This window comes from Stenotrophomonas sp. YJH_SMC_16, from assembly GCF_059367875.1.
In genome coordinates this window covers 532,436-550,478 of record NZ_JCAFRH010000002.1, presented here as the reverse complement: position 1 = coordinate 550,478, position 18,043 = coordinate 532,436, and the positions used below count along the sequence as shown (strand labels likewise).

Annotated in this window: 16 protein-coding genes; 10 read left to right on the top strand and 6 right to left on the bottom strand. The window is 67.8% G+C overall.

Annotated elements, in window-relative coordinates:
- Positions 1-60 precede the first annotated feature (60 nt).
- Both AC5P6E_RS07195 and AC5P6E_RS07190 read left to right on the top strand, forming a co-directional pair.
- On the top strand, positions 61-2,787 hold the full coding sequence (locus AC5P6E_RS07195; protein ID WP_057504427.1) for a TonB-dependent receptor plug domain-containing protein: 2,727 nt from the start codon (positions 61-63) through the stop codon (positions 2,785-2,787).
- A 110-nt stretch (positions 2,788-2,897) separates the two neighbouring features.
- A complete protein-coding gene (locus AC5P6E_RS07190; protein ID WP_495230810.1) occupies positions 2,898-3,542 on the top strand; it encodes a hypothetical protein in 645 nt (214 codons plus the stop codon).
- Positions 3,543-3,551: 9 nt separating this feature from the next.
- Here AC5P6E_RS07190 and AC5P6E_RS07185 read toward each other — a convergent pair whose 3' ends face one another.
- Positions 3,552-4,193, bottom strand: a complete 642-nt coding sequence (locus AC5P6E_RS07185; RefSeq protein WP_024957556.1) for a hypothetical protein — start codon at positions 4,191-4,193, stop codon at positions 3,552-3,554.
- A gap of 182 nt (positions 4,194-4,375) precedes the next feature.
- On the opposite strand from AC5P6E_RS07185, the gene AC5P6E_RS07180 reads away from it, so the two are divergent.
- A complete protein-coding gene (locus tag AC5P6E_RS07180) occupies positions 4,376-5,536 on the top strand; it encodes an amidohydrolase family protein (protein ID WP_329835057.1) in 1,161 nt (386 codons plus the stop codon).
- Positions 5,537-5,585: 49 nt separating this feature from the next.
- Here the strand turns inward: AC5P6E_RS07180 and AC5P6E_RS07175 are convergent, their stop codons facing one another.
- Together AC5P6E_RS07175 and AC5P6E_RS07170 are read right to left on the bottom strand one after the other, a co-directional pair.
- The gene (locus tag AC5P6E_RS07175; protein ID WP_317614444.1) at positions 5,586-6,023 is read right to left on the bottom strand and encodes a DUF3806 domain-containing protein; all 438 of its coding nucleotides are present in this window, start codon (positions 6,021-6,023) and stop codon (positions 5,586-5,588) included.
- A gap of 131 nt (positions 6,024-6,154) precedes the next feature.
- A complete protein-coding gene (locus AC5P6E_RS07170; RefSeq protein ID WP_312717855.1) occupies positions 6,155-7,036 on the bottom strand; it encodes a LysR substrate-binding domain-containing protein in 882 nt (293 codons plus the stop codon).
- Positions 7,037-7,158: 122 nt separating this feature from the next.
- Here AC5P6E_RS07170 and AC5P6E_RS07165 point away from each other — a divergent pair, with 122 nt between their 5' ends.
- Together AC5P6E_RS07165 and AC5P6E_RS07160 are read left to right on the top strand one after the other, a co-directional pair.
- Positions 7,159-7,860, top strand: a complete 702-nt coding sequence (locus tag AC5P6E_RS07165; protein WP_329835053.1) for an ankyrin repeat domain-containing protein — start codon at positions 7,159-7,161, stop codon at positions 7,858-7,860.
- A gap of 51 nt (positions 7,861-7,911) precedes the next feature.
- On the top strand, positions 7,912-9,369 hold the full coding sequence (locus tag AC5P6E_RS07160; protein ID WP_329835051.1) for an amidohydrolase family protein: 1,458 nt from the start codon (positions 7,912-7,914) through the stop codon (positions 9,367-9,369).
- Positions 9,370-9,385: 16 nt separating this feature from the next.
- On the opposite strand, the gene AC5P6E_RS07155 is transcribed toward AC5P6E_RS07160, so the two are convergent.
- Positions 9,386-10,315 (bottom strand): LysR family transcriptional regulator, encoded by a 930-nt coding sequence (locus AC5P6E_RS07155; RefSeq protein ID WP_329835050.1) that lies wholly within the window; start codon positions 10,313-10,315, stop codon positions 9,386-9,388.
- Positions 10,316-10,407: 92 nt separating this feature from the next.
- On the opposite strand from AC5P6E_RS07155, the gene AC5P6E_RS07150 reads away from it, so the two are divergent.
- Positions 10,408-11,601 (top strand): MFS transporter, encoded by a 1,194-nt coding sequence (locus tag AC5P6E_RS07150; RefSeq protein ID WP_329835048.1) that lies wholly within the window; start codon positions 10,408-10,410, stop codon positions 11,599-11,601.
- Between the two features lie 676 nt (positions 11,602-12,277).
- Here the strand turns inward: AC5P6E_RS07150 and AC5P6E_RS07145 are convergent.
- Positions 12,278-12,931 carry a response regulator gene (locus AC5P6E_RS07145; protein ID WP_019337883.1) on the bottom strand — a complete coding sequence of 218 codons (654 nt, stop codon included), beginning with the start codon at positions 12,929-12,931 and terminating at the stop codon, positions 12,278-12,280.
- Positions 12,924-15,953: a sensor histidine kinase gene (locus AC5P6E_RS07140; RefSeq protein ID WP_329835619.1), complete on the bottom strand. Its 3,030-nt coding sequence runs from the start codon at positions 15,951-15,953 to the stop codon at positions 12,924-12,926. The genes AC5P6E_RS07145 and AC5P6E_RS07140 overlap by 8 nt, the downstream gene beginning before the upstream one ends.
- Positions 15,954-16,049: 96 nt before the next feature.
- Here AC5P6E_RS07140 and AC5P6E_RS07135 point away from each other — a divergent pair, with 96 nt between their 5' ends.
- From AC5P6E_RS07135 to AC5P6E_RS07120, 4 genes are read left to right on the top strand one after another with little or no spacing between them, the layout of a single operon-like run.
- Positions 16,050-16,382, top strand: a complete 333-nt coding sequence (locus AC5P6E_RS07135; RefSeq protein ID WP_019337881.1) for a hypothetical protein — start codon at positions 16,050-16,052, stop codon at positions 16,380-16,382.
- Positions 16,383-16,432: 50 nt separating this feature from the next.
- The gene (locus tag AC5P6E_RS07130; protein ID WP_019337880.1) at positions 16,433-16,876 is read left to right on the top strand and encodes a helix-turn-helix transcriptional regulator; all 444 of its coding nucleotides are present in this window, start codon (positions 16,433-16,435) and stop codon (positions 16,874-16,876) included.
- A complete protein-coding gene (locus tag AC5P6E_RS07125; RefSeq protein ID WP_010485105.1) occupies positions 16,873-17,529 on the top strand; it encodes a hydrolase in 657 nt (218 codons plus the stop codon). Before AC5P6E_RS07130 ends, AC5P6E_RS07125 begins: the two co-directional genes overlap by 4 nt.
- A gap of 2 nt (positions 17,530-17,531) precedes the next feature.
- A complete protein-coding gene (locus AC5P6E_RS07120; RefSeq protein ID WP_019337879.1) occupies positions 17,532-17,957 on the top strand; it encodes a DoxX family membrane protein in 426 nt (141 codons plus the stop codon).
- Positions 17,958-18,043: the final 86 nt, after the last annotated feature.

Here is an 18,043-nt window from a genome sequence, read left to right as displayed (position 1 = left end):
GTTATGTGCCGCACAGGCCGCTGTCCCGTACCACCACCCGCCAAACTCCCCAGGAAGCCCATGTCCGCCTCCCACAAGGCGCTGCGCCCGCGTCCGCTGGTGCTCGCACTGTCGTCCCTGATGCTGGTCTCACTGCCGGCCTTCGCGCAGGAAAGCGCACCCACCACATTGCAGGAAGTGAAGGTCACCGGCTCGCGTATTCCGCGCGCCAGTGTGGAGGGGCCCTCGCCGGTGACGGTGATCAGCCGGGAGCAGATCGATGCACAGGGCTACCGCAATGCCTTCGATGCGCTGAGCGCGCTGACCGAGAACACCGGCAACGTGCAGGGCGAGGACTTCGGCAATACCTTCACCCCGGCTGCCAACACCATCAACCTGCGCGGGCTGGGCCCGAACCGCACGCTGGTGCTGGTCAACGGCCGCCGCCAGGCCGACTATCCGCTGGCCTACGAGGGCTCGGTGAACGTGGTCAACCTGGCCAACATCCCCAGTGCGCTGATCGAGCGCATCGAGGTGCTGGCGGCCGGTGCGTCGGCGGTGTACGGCTCCGATGCCATCGCCGGTGTGGTCAACATCATTCTCAAGGACCGCTTTGAGGGTGTGGACGTGAACGTGCGCGCCGGTGGCACCCAGCAGGGCGGTGGTGACAACCAGCGCGCGCAGGTGGTCGGTGGCAGTTCCGGCGAGCGTTGGGATGCGCTGTTCGGCTTCGAGTTCGATGTGCGCAAGGCGATCCACGCGCGCCAGCGCGACTTCATGGATTCGCTGGATGATGACCCGGCCGGCAAGGCGCCGCAGGCGACCGCGATCGCCTATCGCCGCAATGCTGCCACCGGCCGCAACATCGATCCGGGCGTCAGCGGCTGCGACGCAGCGTCGGAGATCTATGGGGGCAGCGTGTTCCGCGCCAACAACCCGCGCCAGGGCTGGTACTGCGGCAGCAACGAGGCCGCCGCCAGCTACTGGACCGTGCAGACCCAGAAGCGCAACCTCAACGGCTACGGTCTGTTGACCTTCCACGTCAACGAGACCACCGACCTGTTCGCTGATGTCGCCGTGGGCAGCGCGCGCATCTACAACAACACGCGTGCGCCGACCTGGACCTCGGCGCGCAACTACTTCTACAACCAGACCACCGGCAATCTGGAAAGCTGGTACCGCCGCTTCGCGCCGGAGGAAATCGGCGGCCTGCCGCGCAATGCCAACCGCTTCCTGGAAAACTCGTGGTCGTTCAACGTCGGCGCACGTGGTCAGATCGGTGACAGTGGCTGGGACTATGAGGCGGTCTACAGCCGCTCGCGTTACGAGAACCGCACCCGCCGCCCGGTGCTGCTGGCCGGCATCAACGAATACCTGCTGGGTCCGAAGCTGGGCGTACGCAATGGCGTAGAGGTCTATGCGCCGGACCCGGCACGCCTGTTCAAACCGTTGACCCCAAACGAATACGAGGGCCTGTCCGACTACCAGGAAAGCCGCAATGCGGCATGGCTGCAGACCTTCAGCGCCAGCGTCAACGGCCGCCTGTTCGCGCTGCCCGGTGGCGACGCTGCATTGGCAGCGGTGGTCGAAGCCGGCAGTCAGGGCTACCGCAACCGCCCGGACCCGCGCCTGGGAACCGGCGAGTTCTGGAACACCAGTGCAGGCGTCGGCGCCGGTGGCGAGCGTGACCGCTACGCCGCAGGTGTGGAGCTGCAGTTGCCGCTGCTGCAGTCGCTGACCACCACGCTGGCCGGCCGTTACGACCAGTACCGTGCGGGTGGCGAGCACATCGGCAAGGCGACCTGGAGCGTTGGCGTCGAGTTCCGTCCGATCGAGAGCCTGCTGATCCGTGGTACGGCGGCGACCAGTTTCCGGGCGCCGGACATGAACTATGTGTTCGCGACGGAGACGCGCGGTTACAACCCGGGCATGACCGACTACTGGCGCTGCCGCACCGCAGGCCAGTCGTACGACAACTGTGACTACAACGGCCTGTCGATCGACTACAGCAACCGCGCCAATGCGCAGCTGCAGCCGGAATCGGCCAAGTCCTATGGCTTCGGCGTGGTCTGGTCGCCGCTGTCTGGCCTGGATTTCAGTGCCGACTACTACGACATCCGCATCGACAACGAGGTGACCAGCCTCGATACCAGCCGCATCCTGCGTGACGAGGCCGATTGCCGCCTGGGCCGCACGCTGGGCGGCGAAGCGCGCGATATCGGTTCACCGCTGTGCCAGGACGCGCTGTCGCGGGTGATCCGCAACCCGTCCAACGCAACCGTGCAGCCGGACCAGGTGACCCGTGTGCTGATCAATCCGATCAACGCCGCCTCCGAATCGGTTCGTGGCCTGGACCTGAAGGGCAACTGGCGTTTCGATGCCGGCCGTTATGGCCGCTTCACCACGCGCCTGGCCTACACGGTGGTGCTGGAGCACAAATACCGGCAGTTCTCCGATGATCCGGAGCGTGACATCCGCAATTCGCTGGATGACTACCAGTGGCGCAGCAAGGCCAACGGCAGCATCACCTGGAACCAGGGTGACTGGACCACCACGCTGTACGGCAACCGCTTCGGCTCACTGCCGAAGACCGATGGCAGTGGCCGCATCGCGCCGTACATGACGTACAACGCCAGCGTGTTCCGCCAGTTCGGCGAGAACCTGTCGGTGGGCGTGATCGTCAACAACCTGCGCGACAGCCGCCCGCCGGCGGACAGGAACGGAGGCGGCTGGCCGTTCTACCCGGTCGGCAATTACGACCCGTACGGCCGCCAGTACTGGGTGCAGCTGGATTACCGGTTCCGTTGATCCGGCAGGCGAACGAAAGGCTCGGCATTGCCGGGCTTTTCTTTGTGCAGCGCATCCGTGCTGCCGTCGCGCACGTGGCATGCTGTGGCGATACATGGAGGAGGATGCGCATGGATGTCAGCAGGATGTGGAGTGTGATTGCCGTACTGGCCATTGCCGGTTGCGACAGCGAGCAGGCGGCCAGCGTGGACGAGGCTGCGGAAGCGACCAGTGCCGCGCCCGTGCCGTCCCTTTCCAACGCAGTGACCGATGCTGGATCAGCGCGCGTGCCAACGGCATCGACGCGTGCGACGGCCGAGCAAGGGCCCGCGGATGCGGAGGGTCACTTCCTCGAGGGCGAGCGCATGCTGTTGACCGAAGGCGCACTGTCCGCAGAAAAGAGCGAGGTGATCCTCGGCTCGGACAGGGCCTTTGCGCAGTCGGTCAGCCAGTTCGAACGGGATGCGGGGCACTACCCGGAAGTGCAGGACCTGACCCGGCTCTACAGGGCGGCCGCGACCCGGCTCATCGGCAGCGGCGGCACGCTGGTGTCTTTCGCCTGTGGCTACAGCCTGTGTGTCGGCGAGATACGAAGCCGTACCGATGAGGATTTCAGTGCCTGGTCTGAGGCGATTGGTATGGACAAGGGTGCCCCGGTCTACAGCCTGGCCACTGCGCCGATGACGTGGGGCAGGGACCAGCATGGTGGGCGCTTCGTATTCTCGGTGGATCCGGCATCCAACAGCATTACCGCGCAGTGGGGCCCTGACCGGTGACACATGCAGCTAGGGCAGCGCCTGTTGCAGGTAGGACTCGATGACGTAGCTGAAAGGCTGCTGCTGGCGGTCGCGAAGCAGGGCCCGAACTTCCAGGATGACGCCCTGGTCGCCTTCACCGCGTGGCGGCCAGAAGGTCTGATCGGCCAGCGTCTGGCGCTTGAAGCCGAGCGGGCCGACCACCCGGCCGAAGGGTTCATCGGTGGTATCGAGCACCTGGTTCATGGCCGGACTGAGATGGTCGGGCAGGTACCAGTTATCGGCTTCTGACAGCACGCGGCTGCCACAGGCCAACTGCACGCGGCGGTAGCGCAGGGGCGTGCCCGGTTCTGCGGCCAGCGCCTGCAGCACTTCGGTCGGGGCCGGTTTGTCGGTACCGCGCACGCGCACGGCGCGGACCCGGGCCTGCTCAGCCAGGCCATGTTCGGCGCACCAGGTTTCGAGCGTGGCGGTGGCGCTCTGGCCGGCCAGCACGCGCTGATGCAGCATTTCCACCAGGGCGGCCGAGGCGATGCGTTGCTGGCCCGGTGGCGCCTGCGGCGGGGTGCTGGCCCCGGCATCGGTGGCGGACAGGCTGGCAATCGGCGCGGCGGCAAGCAGGGACGCGGCCTGCCAGCGGCGGAGACGATCGTGGCGGTCGGACGGGCCCATGCGGCATCACTGCGGAAACAGGCGCCCATGTTACCCGTTCAGGGGTGTGCACGGCGTGGCTGCGACCGGTTGTCGCAGGGTGATCATCGTTCTGGTGAATGTGTGCCATCCAGATATTTCGTTGGCCGATGGTGGCGGCGGGGCGCACGATGGCGGCAGTCTTGGCATTCCGGGAGTTCCCGATGACCCTCCAGTTCGTCCATGGCGGTGTCGACCGCCACGGTGCGCCGCTGCATTTTCATATCCGTGATGGCCGCATCAGCGGCCTCAATGGCGAGGCCGCGCCGGCTGACGGGGCGGAATACGTCGACCTGCAGGGCTTCACGGTGCTGCCCGGGCTGGTCGACGGCCACATCCACCTCGACAAGAGCTTTGTCGGCGACCGTTGGCACCCGCACCAGCCGGTGAACAGCCTGCGTGAGCGGCTGGCGGTGGAGAAGGCGGCTGTGGCGGGTGCAGCACCGATGGTGGACCGTGCCGAGGCGCTGATCCGCCAGTGCAGTGCTTTCGGTACCGTGGCGATGCGCTGTCATGTCGATATCGACGCCAGCACCGGGCTTGGCCATCTCGAAGCCGTACGCGAGGCGGCGTTGCGCTGTGCGGACATCATGCGCATCCAGCAGGTGGCGTTCCCGCAGGCCGGGGTGATGTCCTGTCCGGGTACCGCCGCGGTGCTGGAGCAGGCGCTTGCCGCGGGCGTGGAGGTGCTCGGCGGCATCGACCCGACCACGCTCGATGGTGATGCCGAAGGCCAATTGGCGCTGCTGTTCGGCCTGGCCGAGCACTACGGCGTGCAGCTGGACATCCATCTGCACGAGCCGGGCGAAACCGGCCTGGCCCAGCTGCTGCGCATCGCCGCGCGGACACGGGCTGCCGGCCTGCAGGGGCGTGTTGCGGTCAGCCATGCCTATTCGCTGGGCGACGTGCCGCTGGCGCGCGCGCTGCAGGTGGGCGAAGCATTGGCCACGGCGGGTGTGGCGATCATGAGCAACGCGCCGGGCGATCATCCGTTCCCGCCGCTGCGCGCGCTGCATGATGCCGGTGTGCGCGTGTTCGCCGGCAACGACAACATCCGTGACTGCTGGTGGCCGTATGGCAATGGCGACCTGCTGCAGCGGGCGATGTTGCTGGGCTACCGGTCCGGCTTCTACACCGATGCCGACTTGATGCTGGCGCTGGACATGGTCACCACCCATGCCGCGCAGGCGATCGGCCTGCCGCAGCATGGTATTGCCGAAGGCCAGCCAGCCACTTTCGTGGCGGTACGTGCCGACCACGGCCCTGCTGCCGTGGCTGCGGTGCCCGTGGAACGCCGGGTGGTGGTCGACGGCCGCTGGCTGTAGATCCACGCCACGCAATCCCCTGTAGTGCCGAGCCATGCTCGGCGGCCTTTCAGACGTAATCGTCGGCGCGGGTGGCGACGAATTCCTCAAGCCACGCCAGCAGATGGGCGATGTCGATGACTTCGCCCTGTTCGACGCGCTTGAGCAGCAGTGTGCTGGCACCGATCTGCAGGCTGCTGTCGGCATAGCGCAGCACCGCATCGATGCCCCAGGCATCGGTGACCTGCATCCAGGCCAGACCCGGCACGCGCTGGGCCAGGGTGTCACCGAACGCCACGCCCAGCGCTTCCCAGCCATCGCCGTCGTCACGATCGATCAGCTCGGCATCGACCACGCGCTGCAGCGTGGTGGCCGCCAGCGGCCATTGCACCGGCAACGTCGGGAAGCTGGCGGCCACGCGTGCGGCGATCAGCGAGCGTTGGTGCTGCAGATGCGTCTGCAGGGCCGCGGGTAGGGGATCGAAGCGGGTAGGGATTTCGTCGGACATGGCAAGGCGCCGTGGGGCACGGAAACATCAGGCACTCTACGAGGCGATGTTGCCGGCCGTGCGGCCGGATTGACCATGTTTCGATGCGTGATGCGCGAAATTCATCCACGCATGGCGTGGATCTACTGTGGTCAGTCCGGTTCGCGTTGCACCTGCCGCCACAGCTCGCTGGCCAGTGCGCGCACGGCATCGTCGGCATCGGCACGGTGCAGCAGGCCGATTTCGTAGTTGTCGATCACCGGCAGCTCACGCTCGCCATCGATGATGCGGTGCTCGCGGCTGACCGCGCGGCGCGGCAGCAGGCTGATGCCGATGCCATCGGCCACGGCGCCCTGGATGCCACTGAGCGACGAACTGGTGAAGGCGATGCGCCAGCGCAGGCCCAGCGCTTCCACCGCGTGGATCATCTCGTCGCGGTACAGGCCGCGCGGCGGAAACGTGACCAGCGGCAGTGGGTCCTGCCGCAGGCAACTGCTGCGCAGGCTGTCGATCCAGTGCATCGGCTCGCGCCGGCAGTGCACCGCCTGGCGACTGTTGCGGCGCTGCTTGACCAGCACCAGGTCCAGCTCGCCGTGATCGAAGCCCTGCGCCAGGTCGCGGCTGAGGCCGCTGCTGATCTCCAGCTTCACCTGCGGGTGGCGACGGCTGAAGGCAGCCAGCATGCGCGTGGTCTGCGCGTTGACGAAATCCTCGGGCACGCCGATGCGGACGGCGGTCTCCACCGTCGCGCCGGCCAGCGCCTGGGCCATTTCCTCGTTCAGGTCGAGCATGCGCCGCGCGTAGCCGAGCAGGGTGTGGCCGGCGTCGGTGGGGTGCACATCGCGGTGGCCGCGCTCGAGCAGGCGATGCCCGGCCAGTTCCTCCAGCCGCCGCACCTTCTGGCTGACCGTGGATTGTGTCGAATGCAGGCGCGTGGCCGCCGTGGTGAAGCTGCCGCAGTCGGCCACCATCACCAGCGCCCGAAGCAGGTCCAGCTCGAACAGAGTTCTATTCGATTTGGCACTGTCTTGCATTTGAACATTTCACTTCTGGATACCCGGGTCGACTTCTACCATGCAGCGCAGGGGCCGGCAATGCCCGGCTGTTGCTACCGTCGCCCGGTGCTCCGTGGCGACGGACATGAGGAGTTACTGTCATGCGCGTCCATCGTTCCCCTGGCTGGCCTGCGCCGTTCGCGCGCGTGCTGCTGTTGTGCCTGCTGGCCATGGTCACCCCGGCCTGCACCGCAACGTCCAAAGCCGACGTCGATGGCCGCCTGCGGGATGCTGCCAGTCGCGGTGACGCTGCTGCGGTGCGACAGGCGATCGAGGAGGGCGCCACGCTGGAGGCGCGCGACGGACAGGGCCGCACCGCGCTGCTGCTGGCCACGCATGGCAACAACGTGGATGCCGCGCGCGAGCTGATCGAGGCCGGTGCCGACGTCAACGCCAAGGATGCGTTGCAGGACAGCGCCTACCTGTACGCAGGCGCGCGTGGCCTTGATGAGATCCTGGCGATGACCCTGGCGCATGGTGCCGATCTTCGCAGCACCAACCGCTATGACGGCACCGCGCTGATTCCCGCCGCCGAGCGCGGCCATGTTGCCACTGTGCGCATGCTGCTGCGGGCCGGCGTGGCGGTGGACCATGTCAACCGGCTGCACTGGACCGCGCTGCTGGAAGCGATCCTGCTCGGCGATGGTGGCGTGCGCCACGTGCAGATCGTGCAGCTGCTGCTGGAGGCCGGTGCCGACCCGGAGCTGGCCGACGGCGATGGCGTGACGCCGCTGGCGCACGCGCGCCAGCGCGGCTATTCCGGAATTGAAACCCTGCTGCGCCAGCACGGCGCGGTGCGCTGAATGCAAACCCCTTCCACCCGCACGCTGGGCGTGCCCACCAGGATGCTGTCCATGTTCCGTTCCCGTCCGTTGTCCTTCGCCATCCTTCTTGCGGTGGCACCGCTGTCGGCGTCTGCTGCCGAGCGCGCCGACCTGCTGATCCGCAATGCCACCGTGGTCGATGTCGAGCACGCCAGCACCCTGTCCGGGCAGAGCGTGGTGATCCGCGGCGACGACATCGTCGCTGTCGGCCCGGACGCGCAGCTGCGCAGCCAGTGGAGCGCGACCCGCCAGATCGATGCCAAGGGCAAATACCTGATCCCGGGGCTGTGGGACATGCACGTGCACTTCGGTGGTGGCCCCGCGCTGATCGAAGAGAACAAGGCACTGCTGCCGCTGTACATCGCGCATGGCATCACCACGGTGCGTGACTGTTCCGGCGATCTGCCCGAGCAGGTGCTGCAGTGGCGTGGCGAGATCGCCAAGGGCACCCTGTTCGGCCCGCGCCTGCTGAGTTCCGGCGCGAAGATCGAAGGCATCAAGCCGGTCTGGAAGGGCACGATCGAAGTGGGCAGCGAGGCCGACGCCGACAAGGCAATCGCCCGCCTGCAGCACGACAAGGTCGATTTCGTGAAGATCACCGACAGCACGCTGAAGCCGGAACTGTTCCTGTACTCGGCCAGTGCCGCGCGCAAGGCCGGATTCAAGGCGTCGGGCCACATCCCGATGGCGCTGACCGTGGAGCAGGCGGTCGATGCCGGCCTGGCCTCGATCGAGCACCTGGACTACGCGTTCAAGGCCGGCAGCAAGGACGAGGCGCAGATTGCCGCCGACTTCGGAGCTGGCCGCATCGACCGTGCCGAAGCCAACCGCCGCCTCGACGCCAGCTTCGACCGTGACACCGCAATGCGGGCCTACCGTGATTTCGCCAAGCGTGGCGTATTCGTGACCCCGACCCTCAACGGCGGCCGCATCCTCGACTTCCTCGACCAGGATGACCACGCCAACGACCCGTACCTGGCCTACATCGGCCCGGGCCTGCGCGCGACCTACCAGTGGCGCGTGGACCGCGCGGCGAAGGCGACGCCGGCGCAGATCGAAGCGCGCCACGCGCAGTACCACCAGGTGGCCGCCGTGCTGCCGATGCTGCAGGCGGCCGGCGTGACGATCATCGCTGGCACCGATGCAGGCTTCCTCAATTCGTTCAACTTCCCGGGCATCGCCCTGCACCAGGAACTGCAGCTGTTCGTGAAGGAGGGCCTGAGCGCACCGCAGGCGCTGTCGGCCGCAACCCGTTCCGGCCCGGCCTGGTTCGGCCAGATGGACCGTTACGGTGGTGTCGCGCAGGGCAAGGCCGCCGATCTGGTGCTGCTGACCGCCAACCCGCTGCAGGACATCGCTGCCACCGAGAAGATCGACAGCGTGATCCTGCGCGGCAACGTGTATGACCGCGCCGCGCTGGACGGGATGCTGGCCGACACCAAGGCCAAGGTCGCGGCGTGGAATGCCGAGGCGGCGAAGGCCAATTGATGATGCGGCCGGTGACCTAGCGCGGCGCCGGCCGCATGCCGTGCAGCTGCGGTAGTGCGGCCTTCATCGCATCGATGAAGGCGCGCAGCCGCGGCGGCTGCTGGCGCGCGGCGGGAAATACCACGTGTACCGGCAGTGGCGGTGCCTGCCAGTCCGGCAGCAGCTGCACCAGCCGCCCTTGTGCGAGGTCGTCGGCCACCAGCCAGGCCGAGACCACGGCCGCTCCCAGCCCGGCACATGCGGCCTGCTGCACCACGAACAGGTTGTCGCTGAGCAGGCGCGGGCTGATCGAAAGGGTATGCGCGTGCCCCTGCGCGTCATGCAGCAGCAGTCGTTCGCGGTAGTAGGTGACCAGCGAGATCCACGGCAGTGACTGCGCCTGTTCCGGCGTACCGACCGCTGTGACGTCCACCAGCGAGGGCGCCGCCACGACGATGCGCGGTACTTCGGCCAGCGGCAGCGCGACCATGCGCGGTTCGTCGACCGGGCCCACCCGCACCGCGCAGTCGATGCCTTCTGCAATGAAATCCGGACGCCGATCTTCAAGGATCCACTCCAGGCTCAGCTGCGGATGCCGGGCGAGGAATGCGAGCATGGTCGGCAGCAGCTGCGCCTGGCCGAAGGCATGCGGCACCATCACCCGCAGACGGCCGCGCAGTGTTTCCGGCTCGCCGTGGAGTTCGGCCTGCAGCGACTCCCATTCGTCGACCACGCGTTGCGCATGGCGCTGGCAGCGCAGGCCATCTTCGGTCAGTTGCAGGCCATGGGTGGAGCGCAGCAGCAGGCGCAGGCCGATCTGCCGCTCCAATGCCTGCAGGCGTCGGCTGACCGTTGGCTGGGTGGTGCCCAGCTGCGCGGCTGCGGCAGACAGGCTGCCGGCATCGACGATGCGCAGGAAGGTGCGCAGCAGATCCAGACGATCGGCGCCAGCGGTGAGGTCGGTCATGCGTATGGCGTATGAATGATATGTATTTCAGCCTACTACAGACGTTGGGCGAATGCGGGCAGGATACGCCCACTTCTTCCACCGGACTCCCCATGTCTACCCCTTCGCTGTCCGTCGCCGCCGCACCCGCGACTGCACCCTCCACCCCGCTGGTGCTGGCAATGGCGGCCGGCGCCGGCTTCTCGGTCGCCTCGCTCTATTACAGCCAGCCGATGCTGGGCCTGATCGCCCAGGACCTCGGCGCGGGTGAGCGCGCCGCTGGCCTGGTACCGACCCTGACCCAGCTTGGCTATGCACTGGGCATCCTGCTGCTGGCGCCGCTGGGTGACCGGTTCGACCGCCGCAACCTGATCCTGTTGAAATCTGCATTGCTGGCACTGGCATTGGGTGCTGCAGCGATGGCCGGGCACCTGCCGGGCCTGCTGATGGCCAGCCTGCTGGTCGGGCTGATGGCCACGCTGGCGCAGGACATCGTGCCGGCCGCTGCGGTGCTGGCACCGGATGCGCAGCGCGGGCAGATCGTCGGCCGGGTGATGACCGGCTTGTTGCTGGGCATCCTGTTGTCGCGCGTGGTCAGTGGTGTGGTGGCTGAAGCGTTGGGCTGGCGCACGCAGTTTGTGCTTGCTGCAGTATCGGTGACGGCGATGGGTGCGGTGATGGCGCGTGCGCTGCCGCGTTTTGCACCGACCAGCACGCTGCGCTATCCGGCGTTGCTGGGCTCATTGCTGGCGTTGTGGCGCGAGCAGCCGCAGCTGCGCCGTGCGGTGGCCAGCCAGTCGCTGCTGGCGGTGGGTTTCAGTGCATTCTGGTCGACGCTGGCGCTGATGCTGCATGCTCGTCTGGGCCTGGGCAGTGCGGCGGCGGGTGCGTTCGGTATTGCGGGTGCGGCCGGTGCACTAGCCGCACCATTTGCGGGTCGATTCGCCGATCGCTTGGGTTGCCATGCAGTGGCGCGGCTGGCGATCGCGGTGGCGTTGCTGGGCTTCGGCCTGCTGCTGGCCGAGTCCTGGCTGCCGGCCGTCGCGCTGCTGCCGCTGCTGGTGGTGAGTGCGCTGCTGTTCGACTTCGGCTTCCAGTCGGCGCTGGTGGCGCACCAGACGCTGGTCTATGGCCTGGTGCCGCCGGCACGCAGCCGGCTCAATGCGCTGCTGTTTACCGGCATGTTCATCGGCATGGCCGCCGGTGGTGCGCTGGGCAGCCTGGCGCTGGCGCAGTGGGGGTGGCACGGCGTGGCCTGGCTGGCGGTGGTATGTGCGGGCGGCAGCCTGCTGCTGCGTTTGAAGTAGGGGTGGTGTTCGGCAGGGCTTGCAGCCCTGCACCTGCTGGAGGCAACAGCAACAGCAACGGCAACAGCAACGGCAACGGCAACGGCGGGGTTCCTGTAGGTAGGCGGGGTGGGTCCGGTTGCGGGGGACGCCGTGAATCCCCTGTCCGGCCCAACCGCTGGCGGCTGTGCGTTCGGGCGCTTGCGAAGCAATGCTTCGCAAGCGAAGCGCCCTCACCCATGGAGGCTCGGTCGCGCCTTGCTCGTGTGCGCTGTCCTGCGCACACGGCAAGACCGGGGTTGGGCGTCCTGCCCAACCCGCCCGAGGCATGCCTCGGGCCCATGGCGCTCACGCCCCCGCAACCGGACCCACCCCGCCTTCGACAGTTTCCTGCGGTGTGTTGGAACGGATCTGACCCCAGATTGATTTCGATATCTGACAGAAGTGTCGACCAAGGTCGACACCTACCAACAGCCGTGGAGTTCTGTCAGAGGTGGGGCGGTGTCGGAGTGCGGGGTGTCAGCCGCATGGATGCGGCTGCCAAGCTTACAGGGACGTACTTGCAGCGTCCCCGCACTCCGACACCGCCCCGCCATCCCACGGACTCCACGCTTTTGCTGTTGCTTTTGCTGTTGAGGTTGCCGGCCAGCGGCCGGCACTACCGTGGGTGCAGGGCGCAGCCCTGCCGAACACCCCCCTAATCGTGACCGCTGTCGTCCAGGCTGATGATGCCGCGCCTCAGCGCCTGGGTCACCGCATGCGTGCGATCACCCACGCCCAGCTTGTCCATCAGGCTCTTCATGTGGGCCTTCACCGTCTGCTCGGAAATCTGCATGCGTTCGCCGATTCGCTTGTTCGACAGGCCACCGGCCACGTGCCGCAGTACCTCGGTCTCGCGCGGTGACAGGCGGTCTTCGATCACATGCGCGGCGATGCTGGCAGCCACCGCTGGAGGAATCGGCGCACGGCGGCCACCGGCCACCATGCGGATGGTGTCGACCAGTTCGTGGCGCAGCATGTCCTTCAGCAGGTACGCGCTGGCACCCGCCTGCAGGGCCCGCACCGCGCGTACATCGCCGCGGTAGGTGGTCAGCACAATGATGCGGGCACGTGGGTCCATCGCGCGGATCCGTACGATCGCTTCGACGCCATCCAGGCGTGGCATCTGCAGGTCCATCAGCACCACGTCGGGCTGCAGCTGCTGGTAGCGTGCGATGGCTTCCTCGCCATCGGCGGCCTCGCCGAGCAGGCGCAGGTCGGAATGGGCGCCCAGCAGCGCCGCCAGGCCGTCACGCAGCAACGGGTGGTCGTCGACCACCAGCACGCCGATCGGGGCAGGGAACTCAGTCATGGTTTGCTTTACTCCAGGGCCAGCGCCAACGCGATGGGCGGCGGTGATACAGGCGCCGGGCGGGAACCGCCAGCGCGACTTCGGTCCCCAGCCCGGCGCGGGTCCACAGCTGCAGTTCCGCACCGAGGCGCTGTGCGCGTTCGCGCATGCCCTGCAGGCCCCAATGACCATGGCCGGCGTTCTCGTCGGCGATGCCGACGCCATCGTCGCGCACGTGCAGCAGGAAGCAACGCGTGCCGTACGACAGCTCCACTTCGATGGCGCTGGCGTTGGCGTGGCGCAACGCGTTGCGGATGGCCTCGCGACCAATCAGGAACACTTCCTCCGCGGCATCGGCCTGTAGTGGTGGCGTCGCGCCCTCAACGGTCAGGCGCAGAGGATTGGTGCCATGCCCCGCGTACTCGGCGTGCACATCGGCCAGTGCCGAAGCCAGGTCGCGGCCGGCGAAAGGGCCGTCGCGCAATGCGTTGACGCGTTCGCGGCCCTCGGCCAGATTGCGCTCGGCCAGCTGCATCGCCGACTCCAGCTGGCCGCGCACTGCTTCTGGCGTCTGCGCGGACTGGCTGATTGCATGCAGGCGCAGGATCAGGCCCTGGCTGCCCTGCAGCAGGGTGTCGTGCAGGTCGCGCGCAATGCGTTCACGTTCGCCATTTCGCTCCTGCAGGCGGGCGCGGAACAGCGCGGCGAGCTGGCCACTTCGGATGCGCACGGCCAGTACGAGCAGCGCCAGCACGGCGGCCACGCACAGCAGCTTGAACCACACGGTCTGGATGAAGGTGGGCGCGATGCGGAAGCTGCGGCTGGCCGGGACCGTGCTCCAGATGCCGTCCTCATTGGCGGCTTCCACGTCGAAGCGATAGCTTCCCGGCGCCAGGTTGGTGTAATAGGCGCGGGTGCTGCTGCCTGCGTCCTGCCAGCCGTCATCGACGCCGGAGAGTCGATAGCGATAGCGGTTGCGCTCCGGGCGGGCCAGTGAAAGCGCCACGTAGTCGATCTGCAGCTGGCTGGTGCCGGCCGGCAGGCGCAGGCCGTCCCGCAGTGGTTGCTGTTCGCTGCCATACAGCACGTCGCCGATGCGAACGCTGGGTGCCAGTGTGTTGACGTGCGAACGCTTAGTGTCCAGCCAGGCCAGGCCCTGGTTGGTCGCCAGCCACAGAAGACCGTCGTCGGCCAGGGTGGCGGTGGCGATCGGCCCGCTCTGCAGGGCAATGCCGGGCATGCCATCCACCGCATCGAACAGGCGGGGCGTCACCTGCTGCCCTGCCTGCATTGCTCGGCGCAACAGGCTGCTCTCAAGACGCACCAGGCCACGGCTGCCATTGAGCCACAGATGCCCGCCCGCATCGGCGACCATGCCGGTGATGCCTTCGAGGACGCCGGCCATGTCGGTGCGCACTGCAACGAAGGGCCCCTCGCCGATGCGTGCGGCGAGTCCGGCTTCGCCGGCTACCAACAGCAGGTCCTGATGCTGCAGCAGGGCGGTCACCGGCCCTACCGAAAGGCCCTGCGCTGCGCCGAAGGCATCGATGGCCGTGGTGCCCATCCGGCGCACGCGACCATCGGCGTAGCCGAGCAGCAGCTGGCCATGGGCGTCCAGCGCCAGGGAGGAGCAGGCCTGCTCGGGCAGGCGACTCGCCCGCTGCCATTGCTCGTCCCGGTAATGCAGCACACCGCGTTCGCCCGTGCATACCCAGGCCTGCGTCTCGTCAGGAAACAGCAGGGCGTGCAGCGGCTGCCCGGTGAACGGCGCGGGCAGCGGAATCAGCGTGGTACGGCCTTCGACAGTGCGCGCCAGATTGACCCAATCGAACTGCCAGATCGGCGCAGGTGCCTGCCGCGCTGCGGCCTGCAGCTGTGCGGCGCTGCCTTCCAGCAGGGACCGCCGCAGGTCGTAGGGCTTGAGGTCTTCACCGTAGCCGTACACCCGTCCGTCAGTGGTGCGCACCAGCGAGCGGTAGGGATCACTGGGGCCGACCGCCAGGGTGTGCACGCTGCGCGCGCGGAAGCGGTTGAGGCCAAGATTGGTACCTACCCAGAGGTTGCCTTCGCGGTCGGCGATGATCGGCACCGCCGAGGTGGCCGTCAGGCCATGCGGTGAATCGAAGCGCTCCATGCGCACGGCTCGGGTGCCGTCGAACGTGACCCGGGCGACGCCTCCATGCGGGCTCATCGTCGCCCACAGCGCGCCGTCGGTGGTGAACTGCATGCGGGCAGCGACCAGGTCGGGCAGGCGCCTCGCCTCACGTTCGGGCCCGGTCAGCAGACCATGTGCGTTTGCCAGTGGCGAGGCGCCACGGACGCGGTCGGCCAGCCATACCTCACCCTGCGGGTTTTCCACCAGTGTTGCCATCTGCGAGACGGCGATGCCGGTATCAATGAAGGCCGCCTGGTGGGGTCCGCGCATCCATATCTTCAGATCCGCCAGTACCCAGAACGTGCCACGGCTGTCATGCAACACCCATTGCACGCGGTGTTCCGGCAGCCCGGCGGAGGCCGGCGGGGGTTGCCAGCGCCGGCCATCGAACCAGCGCAGCCCACCATTGATCGCTGCCCAGAGGCGGCCCTCGCGGTCCTGGCTGAAGTGCGGCACCACGCCGACCGGTACGCCCTGTTGCCGACCGTAGTTGTGCAGTTGGCTGCGTGCGAGTTGGCTGATGCCGGCCTGGAAGTAGCCGATCCACATTGCGTCATTGCGCCCGACTGCCAGGGTGACCATGTTGGTGGACGGGAAGCTGCTGCCCGGTGGTGGCGCCTGGCGTTCAAAACGGCGGCCGTCGAAGCGGTACAGGCCAGAACCGGTCGCCAGCCACAGCAGTCCATCACGGTCCTGCGCAATGTCCCATATATCGCCAGGCGCACCCTGGCCGACCCGCCATGCGGTGTGCTCGTAGCCGGGCAGTCCGCTGCTCAGGGCGGGACGCTGCACGGCGAGCGCGGGCAGGGCGGTCATCAACAGCAGGCACGTCAGCAGCGCCGGTAGGCGACGCAGGAACGGAAAGGGGCGGCCACGCATGGTGCGCATTCTGGCAGGTGCGGGGCAGGCCAGGGTGACCCGAACGGGGTAGGCGGCACGCGGTCCGTTTCGATATCACGCCGGCATGCCCCGTGGAGCCCGGTCATGCAGCGCCTGTTCGTGATGTTTCCCGACCGTGGCCCGGGCCTCGGCCTGCTGTGGCTGCGGCTGTGCGTTGCGGCCGCTCTTTGCGGGCCCGGTATGCCAGGCGGCTGGTGGTCGGCCTTGTACCTGCTGGCCGTAGCGATGCTCGCACTTGGTGTGCTGACACCACTGGCGGCAGTGATGGCGGCCGTGGGTCTGTCCACGCTGCCCGGGCCTTGGCCACTGGCGCTGCTGCCTCTGGCCCTGCTGGTGCTGGGGCCGGGCGCCTATTCGCTGGACGCACGGCTGTTCGGTCGCCGCGTGATCGGCCGCCGGCCTCCCCCATTCGGGTAGGTGCTGGCCTCGACCGACGGGGGTAGGGCATCGTGCAGGCGCCCCGCACCATGGGCCACCCCCTCGCGGCGACCTCGATGGCCACCGTTACTCCACAGGAATTCCCCGCTGCGTCGCTGGCACCACAGCAGGTCGCAGCATTGCAGCGTGCATTGCGCTATGTCGATGAACACCTGTCGCAGCCGCTGCGGGTGACCGAGCTGGCGGCGGCCGCCTGCGTCAGCCGCTTCCATCTGGTGCGCCTGTTCCGTACCGGTACCGGTGCCAGCCCGTTGCGCTATGTGCGTCGCCGCCGCATCGAGCGTGCGCGCCAGCTGCTGCCGGGTGCGCAGTTGCCGATGGCCTGCCTGGCCCAGCAGCTGGGCTTCTTCGACCAGAGCCATTTCGTCCGCAGCTTCCGCGCGGAGACCGGCTGCAGCCCCGGCCAGTACGTCGCCGGCGATGCCGCCCTGTTGCTTCCCCTTGATCGTGTTTCCAACGGAGTCCATCCATGAGCCTTGCCACCGCCACTCCCGCCCCGGCGCTGCTTTCGCCGACCGACCACGCCCTGGTGCTGATCGACTTCCAGTCGCAGATGGCGTTTGCCACGCACACCATCGACATCTCCGCGCTGCGCAACAACGTGTCGCTGATCAGCAAGGGTGCCAAGGGCTTCCACGTGCCGGTGCTGCTGACCACGGTGGCGGAAGCCTCGTTCTCCGGCCCGATGTTCCCCGAACTGCCGCAGATCTTCCCGGGCCAGACGGTGTTCGACCGCACCTCGATGAATACCTGGGAAGACCAGCCGGTGATCGACGAGATCAACCGTATCGGCAAGCGCCGGCTGGTGATGGCCGGCCTGTGGACCAGCGTCTGCATCGTCGGCCCGGCGCTGTCGGCACTGGCGCAGGGCTTCGAGGTATATGTGATCACCGATGCCTGTGGTGATGTCAGCGAAGAAGCGCACGAGCGTGCGATCACCCGCATGGTGCAGGCCGGCGCGGTGCCGATGACCAGCGTGCAGTACCTGCTCGAACTGCAGCGCGACTGGGCACGCGGGGAAACCTATGACCTGACCACCGGCATCGCGCGCGATCACGCGGGTGGCTATGGCATCGGCATCCAGTACGCCAAGCGCATGTTCGGCGCGCAGGAAGGCGGGCACTGAGCATGCTGGCTGGCCATGGCCTCGACCTGGCCCTGCTGATGCTGCGCGTGGCGGCTGGAGGCTTCCTGCTGCCGCACGCGCTGGGCAAGCTGTTCGGCTGGTTCGGCGGTCCGGGGCTCTCTGGTTTCGCCACCGAGCTGCGCGGCTTCGGGCTGCCAGCGGTGGCACCTTTGCCACTGTTGCTGGCCCTGTTGCAGGTGCTGTCCGGGCTGGCCGTGCTGCTGGGATGGCAGACCCGTATCGCCGCGCTTGCGGCGGCCGCTTTCATCGGCTTCACCGTCCTGTTGGCCCTGCCCAGGGGATGGTTCTGGATGCGCGGTGGCAGTGAGTACCCGGTGATGTGGACAACGGTACTGCTGGCCATCGCGCTGGCCGGGCCCGGCACCTGGGCGCTGGACGTCCACCGACTTCCGGGAGACCTCGCATGAGTCACGATCCACTCGATCACGGCCGCCGCAACGTGGTGCTGGCCAGCGGTGCCGCTGTTGCGCTCAGCCTGGCCGGTCGCGCCGGT

What these genes read in the sequence shown, in the direction of transcription:
- AC5P6E_RS07190 (WP_495230810.1), top strand. Translation starts at nt 2,898, where the DNA reads ATGGATGTCAGCAGGATGTGGAGTGTGATTGCCGTACTGGCCATTGCC.
- AC5P6E_RS07120 (WP_019337879.1), top strand. Translation starts at nt 17,532, where the DNA reads ATGCTGGCTGGCCATGGCCTCGACCTGGCCCTGCTGATGCTGCGCGTG.
- AC5P6E_RS07125 (WP_010485105.1), top strand. Translation starts at nt 16,873, where the DNA reads ATGAGCCTTGCCACCGCCACTCCCGCCCCGGCGCTGCTTTCGCCGACC.
- AC5P6E_RS07145 (WP_019337883.1), bottom strand. Translation starts at nt 12,931, where the DNA reads ATGACTGAGTTCCCTGCCCCGATCGGCGTGCTGGTGGTCGACGACCAC.
- AC5P6E_RS07150 (WP_329835048.1), top strand. Translation starts at nt 10,408, where the DNA reads ATGTCTACCCCTTCGCTGTCCGTCGCCGCCGCACCCGCGACTGCACCC.
- AC5P6E_RS07185 (WP_024957556.1), bottom strand. Translation starts at nt 4,193, where the DNA reads ATGGGCCCGTCCGACCGCCACGATCGTCTCCGCCGCTGGCAGGCCGCG.
- AC5P6E_RS07130 (WP_019337880.1), top strand. Translation starts at nt 16,433, where the DNA reads ATGGGCCACCCCCTCGCGGCGACCTCGATGGCCACCGTTACTCCACAG.
- AC5P6E_RS07160 (WP_329835051.1), top strand. Translation starts at nt 7,912, where the DNA reads ATGTTCCGTTCCCGTCCGTTGTCCTTCGCCATCCTTCTTGCGGTGGCA.
- AC5P6E_RS07180 (WP_329835057.1), top strand. Translation starts at nt 4,376, where the DNA reads ATGACCCTCCAGTTCGTCCATGGCGGTGTCGACCGCCACGGTGCGCCG.
- AC5P6E_RS07155 (WP_329835050.1), bottom strand. Translation starts at nt 10,315, where the DNA reads ATGACCGACCTCACCGCTGGCGCCGATCGTCTGGATCTGCTGCGCACC.
- AC5P6E_RS07140 (WP_329835619.1), bottom strand. Translation starts at nt 15,953, where the DNA reads ATGCGCACCATGCGTGGCCGCCCCTTTCCGTTCCTGCGTCGCCTACCG.
- AC5P6E_RS07135 (WP_019337881.1), top strand. Translation starts at nt 16,050, where the DNA reads ATGCAGCGCCTGTTCGTGATGTTTCCCGACCGTGGCCCGGGCCTCGGC.
- AC5P6E_RS07195 (WP_057504427.1), top strand. Translation starts at nt 61, where the DNA reads ATGTCCGCCTCCCACAAGGCGCTGCGCCCGCGTCCGCTGGTGCTCGCA.
- AC5P6E_RS07170 (WP_312717855.1), bottom strand. Translation starts at nt 7,036, where the DNA reads ATGCAAGACAGTGCCAAATCGAATAGAACTCTGTTCGAGCTGGACCTG.
- AC5P6E_RS07165 (WP_329835053.1), top strand. Translation starts at nt 7,159, where the DNA reads ATGCGCGTCCATCGTTCCCCTGGCTGGCCTGCGCCGTTCGCGCGCGTG.
- AC5P6E_RS07175 (WP_317614444.1), bottom strand. Translation starts at nt 6,023, where the DNA reads ATGTCCGACGAAATCCCTACCCGCTTCGATCCCCTACCCGCGGCCCTG.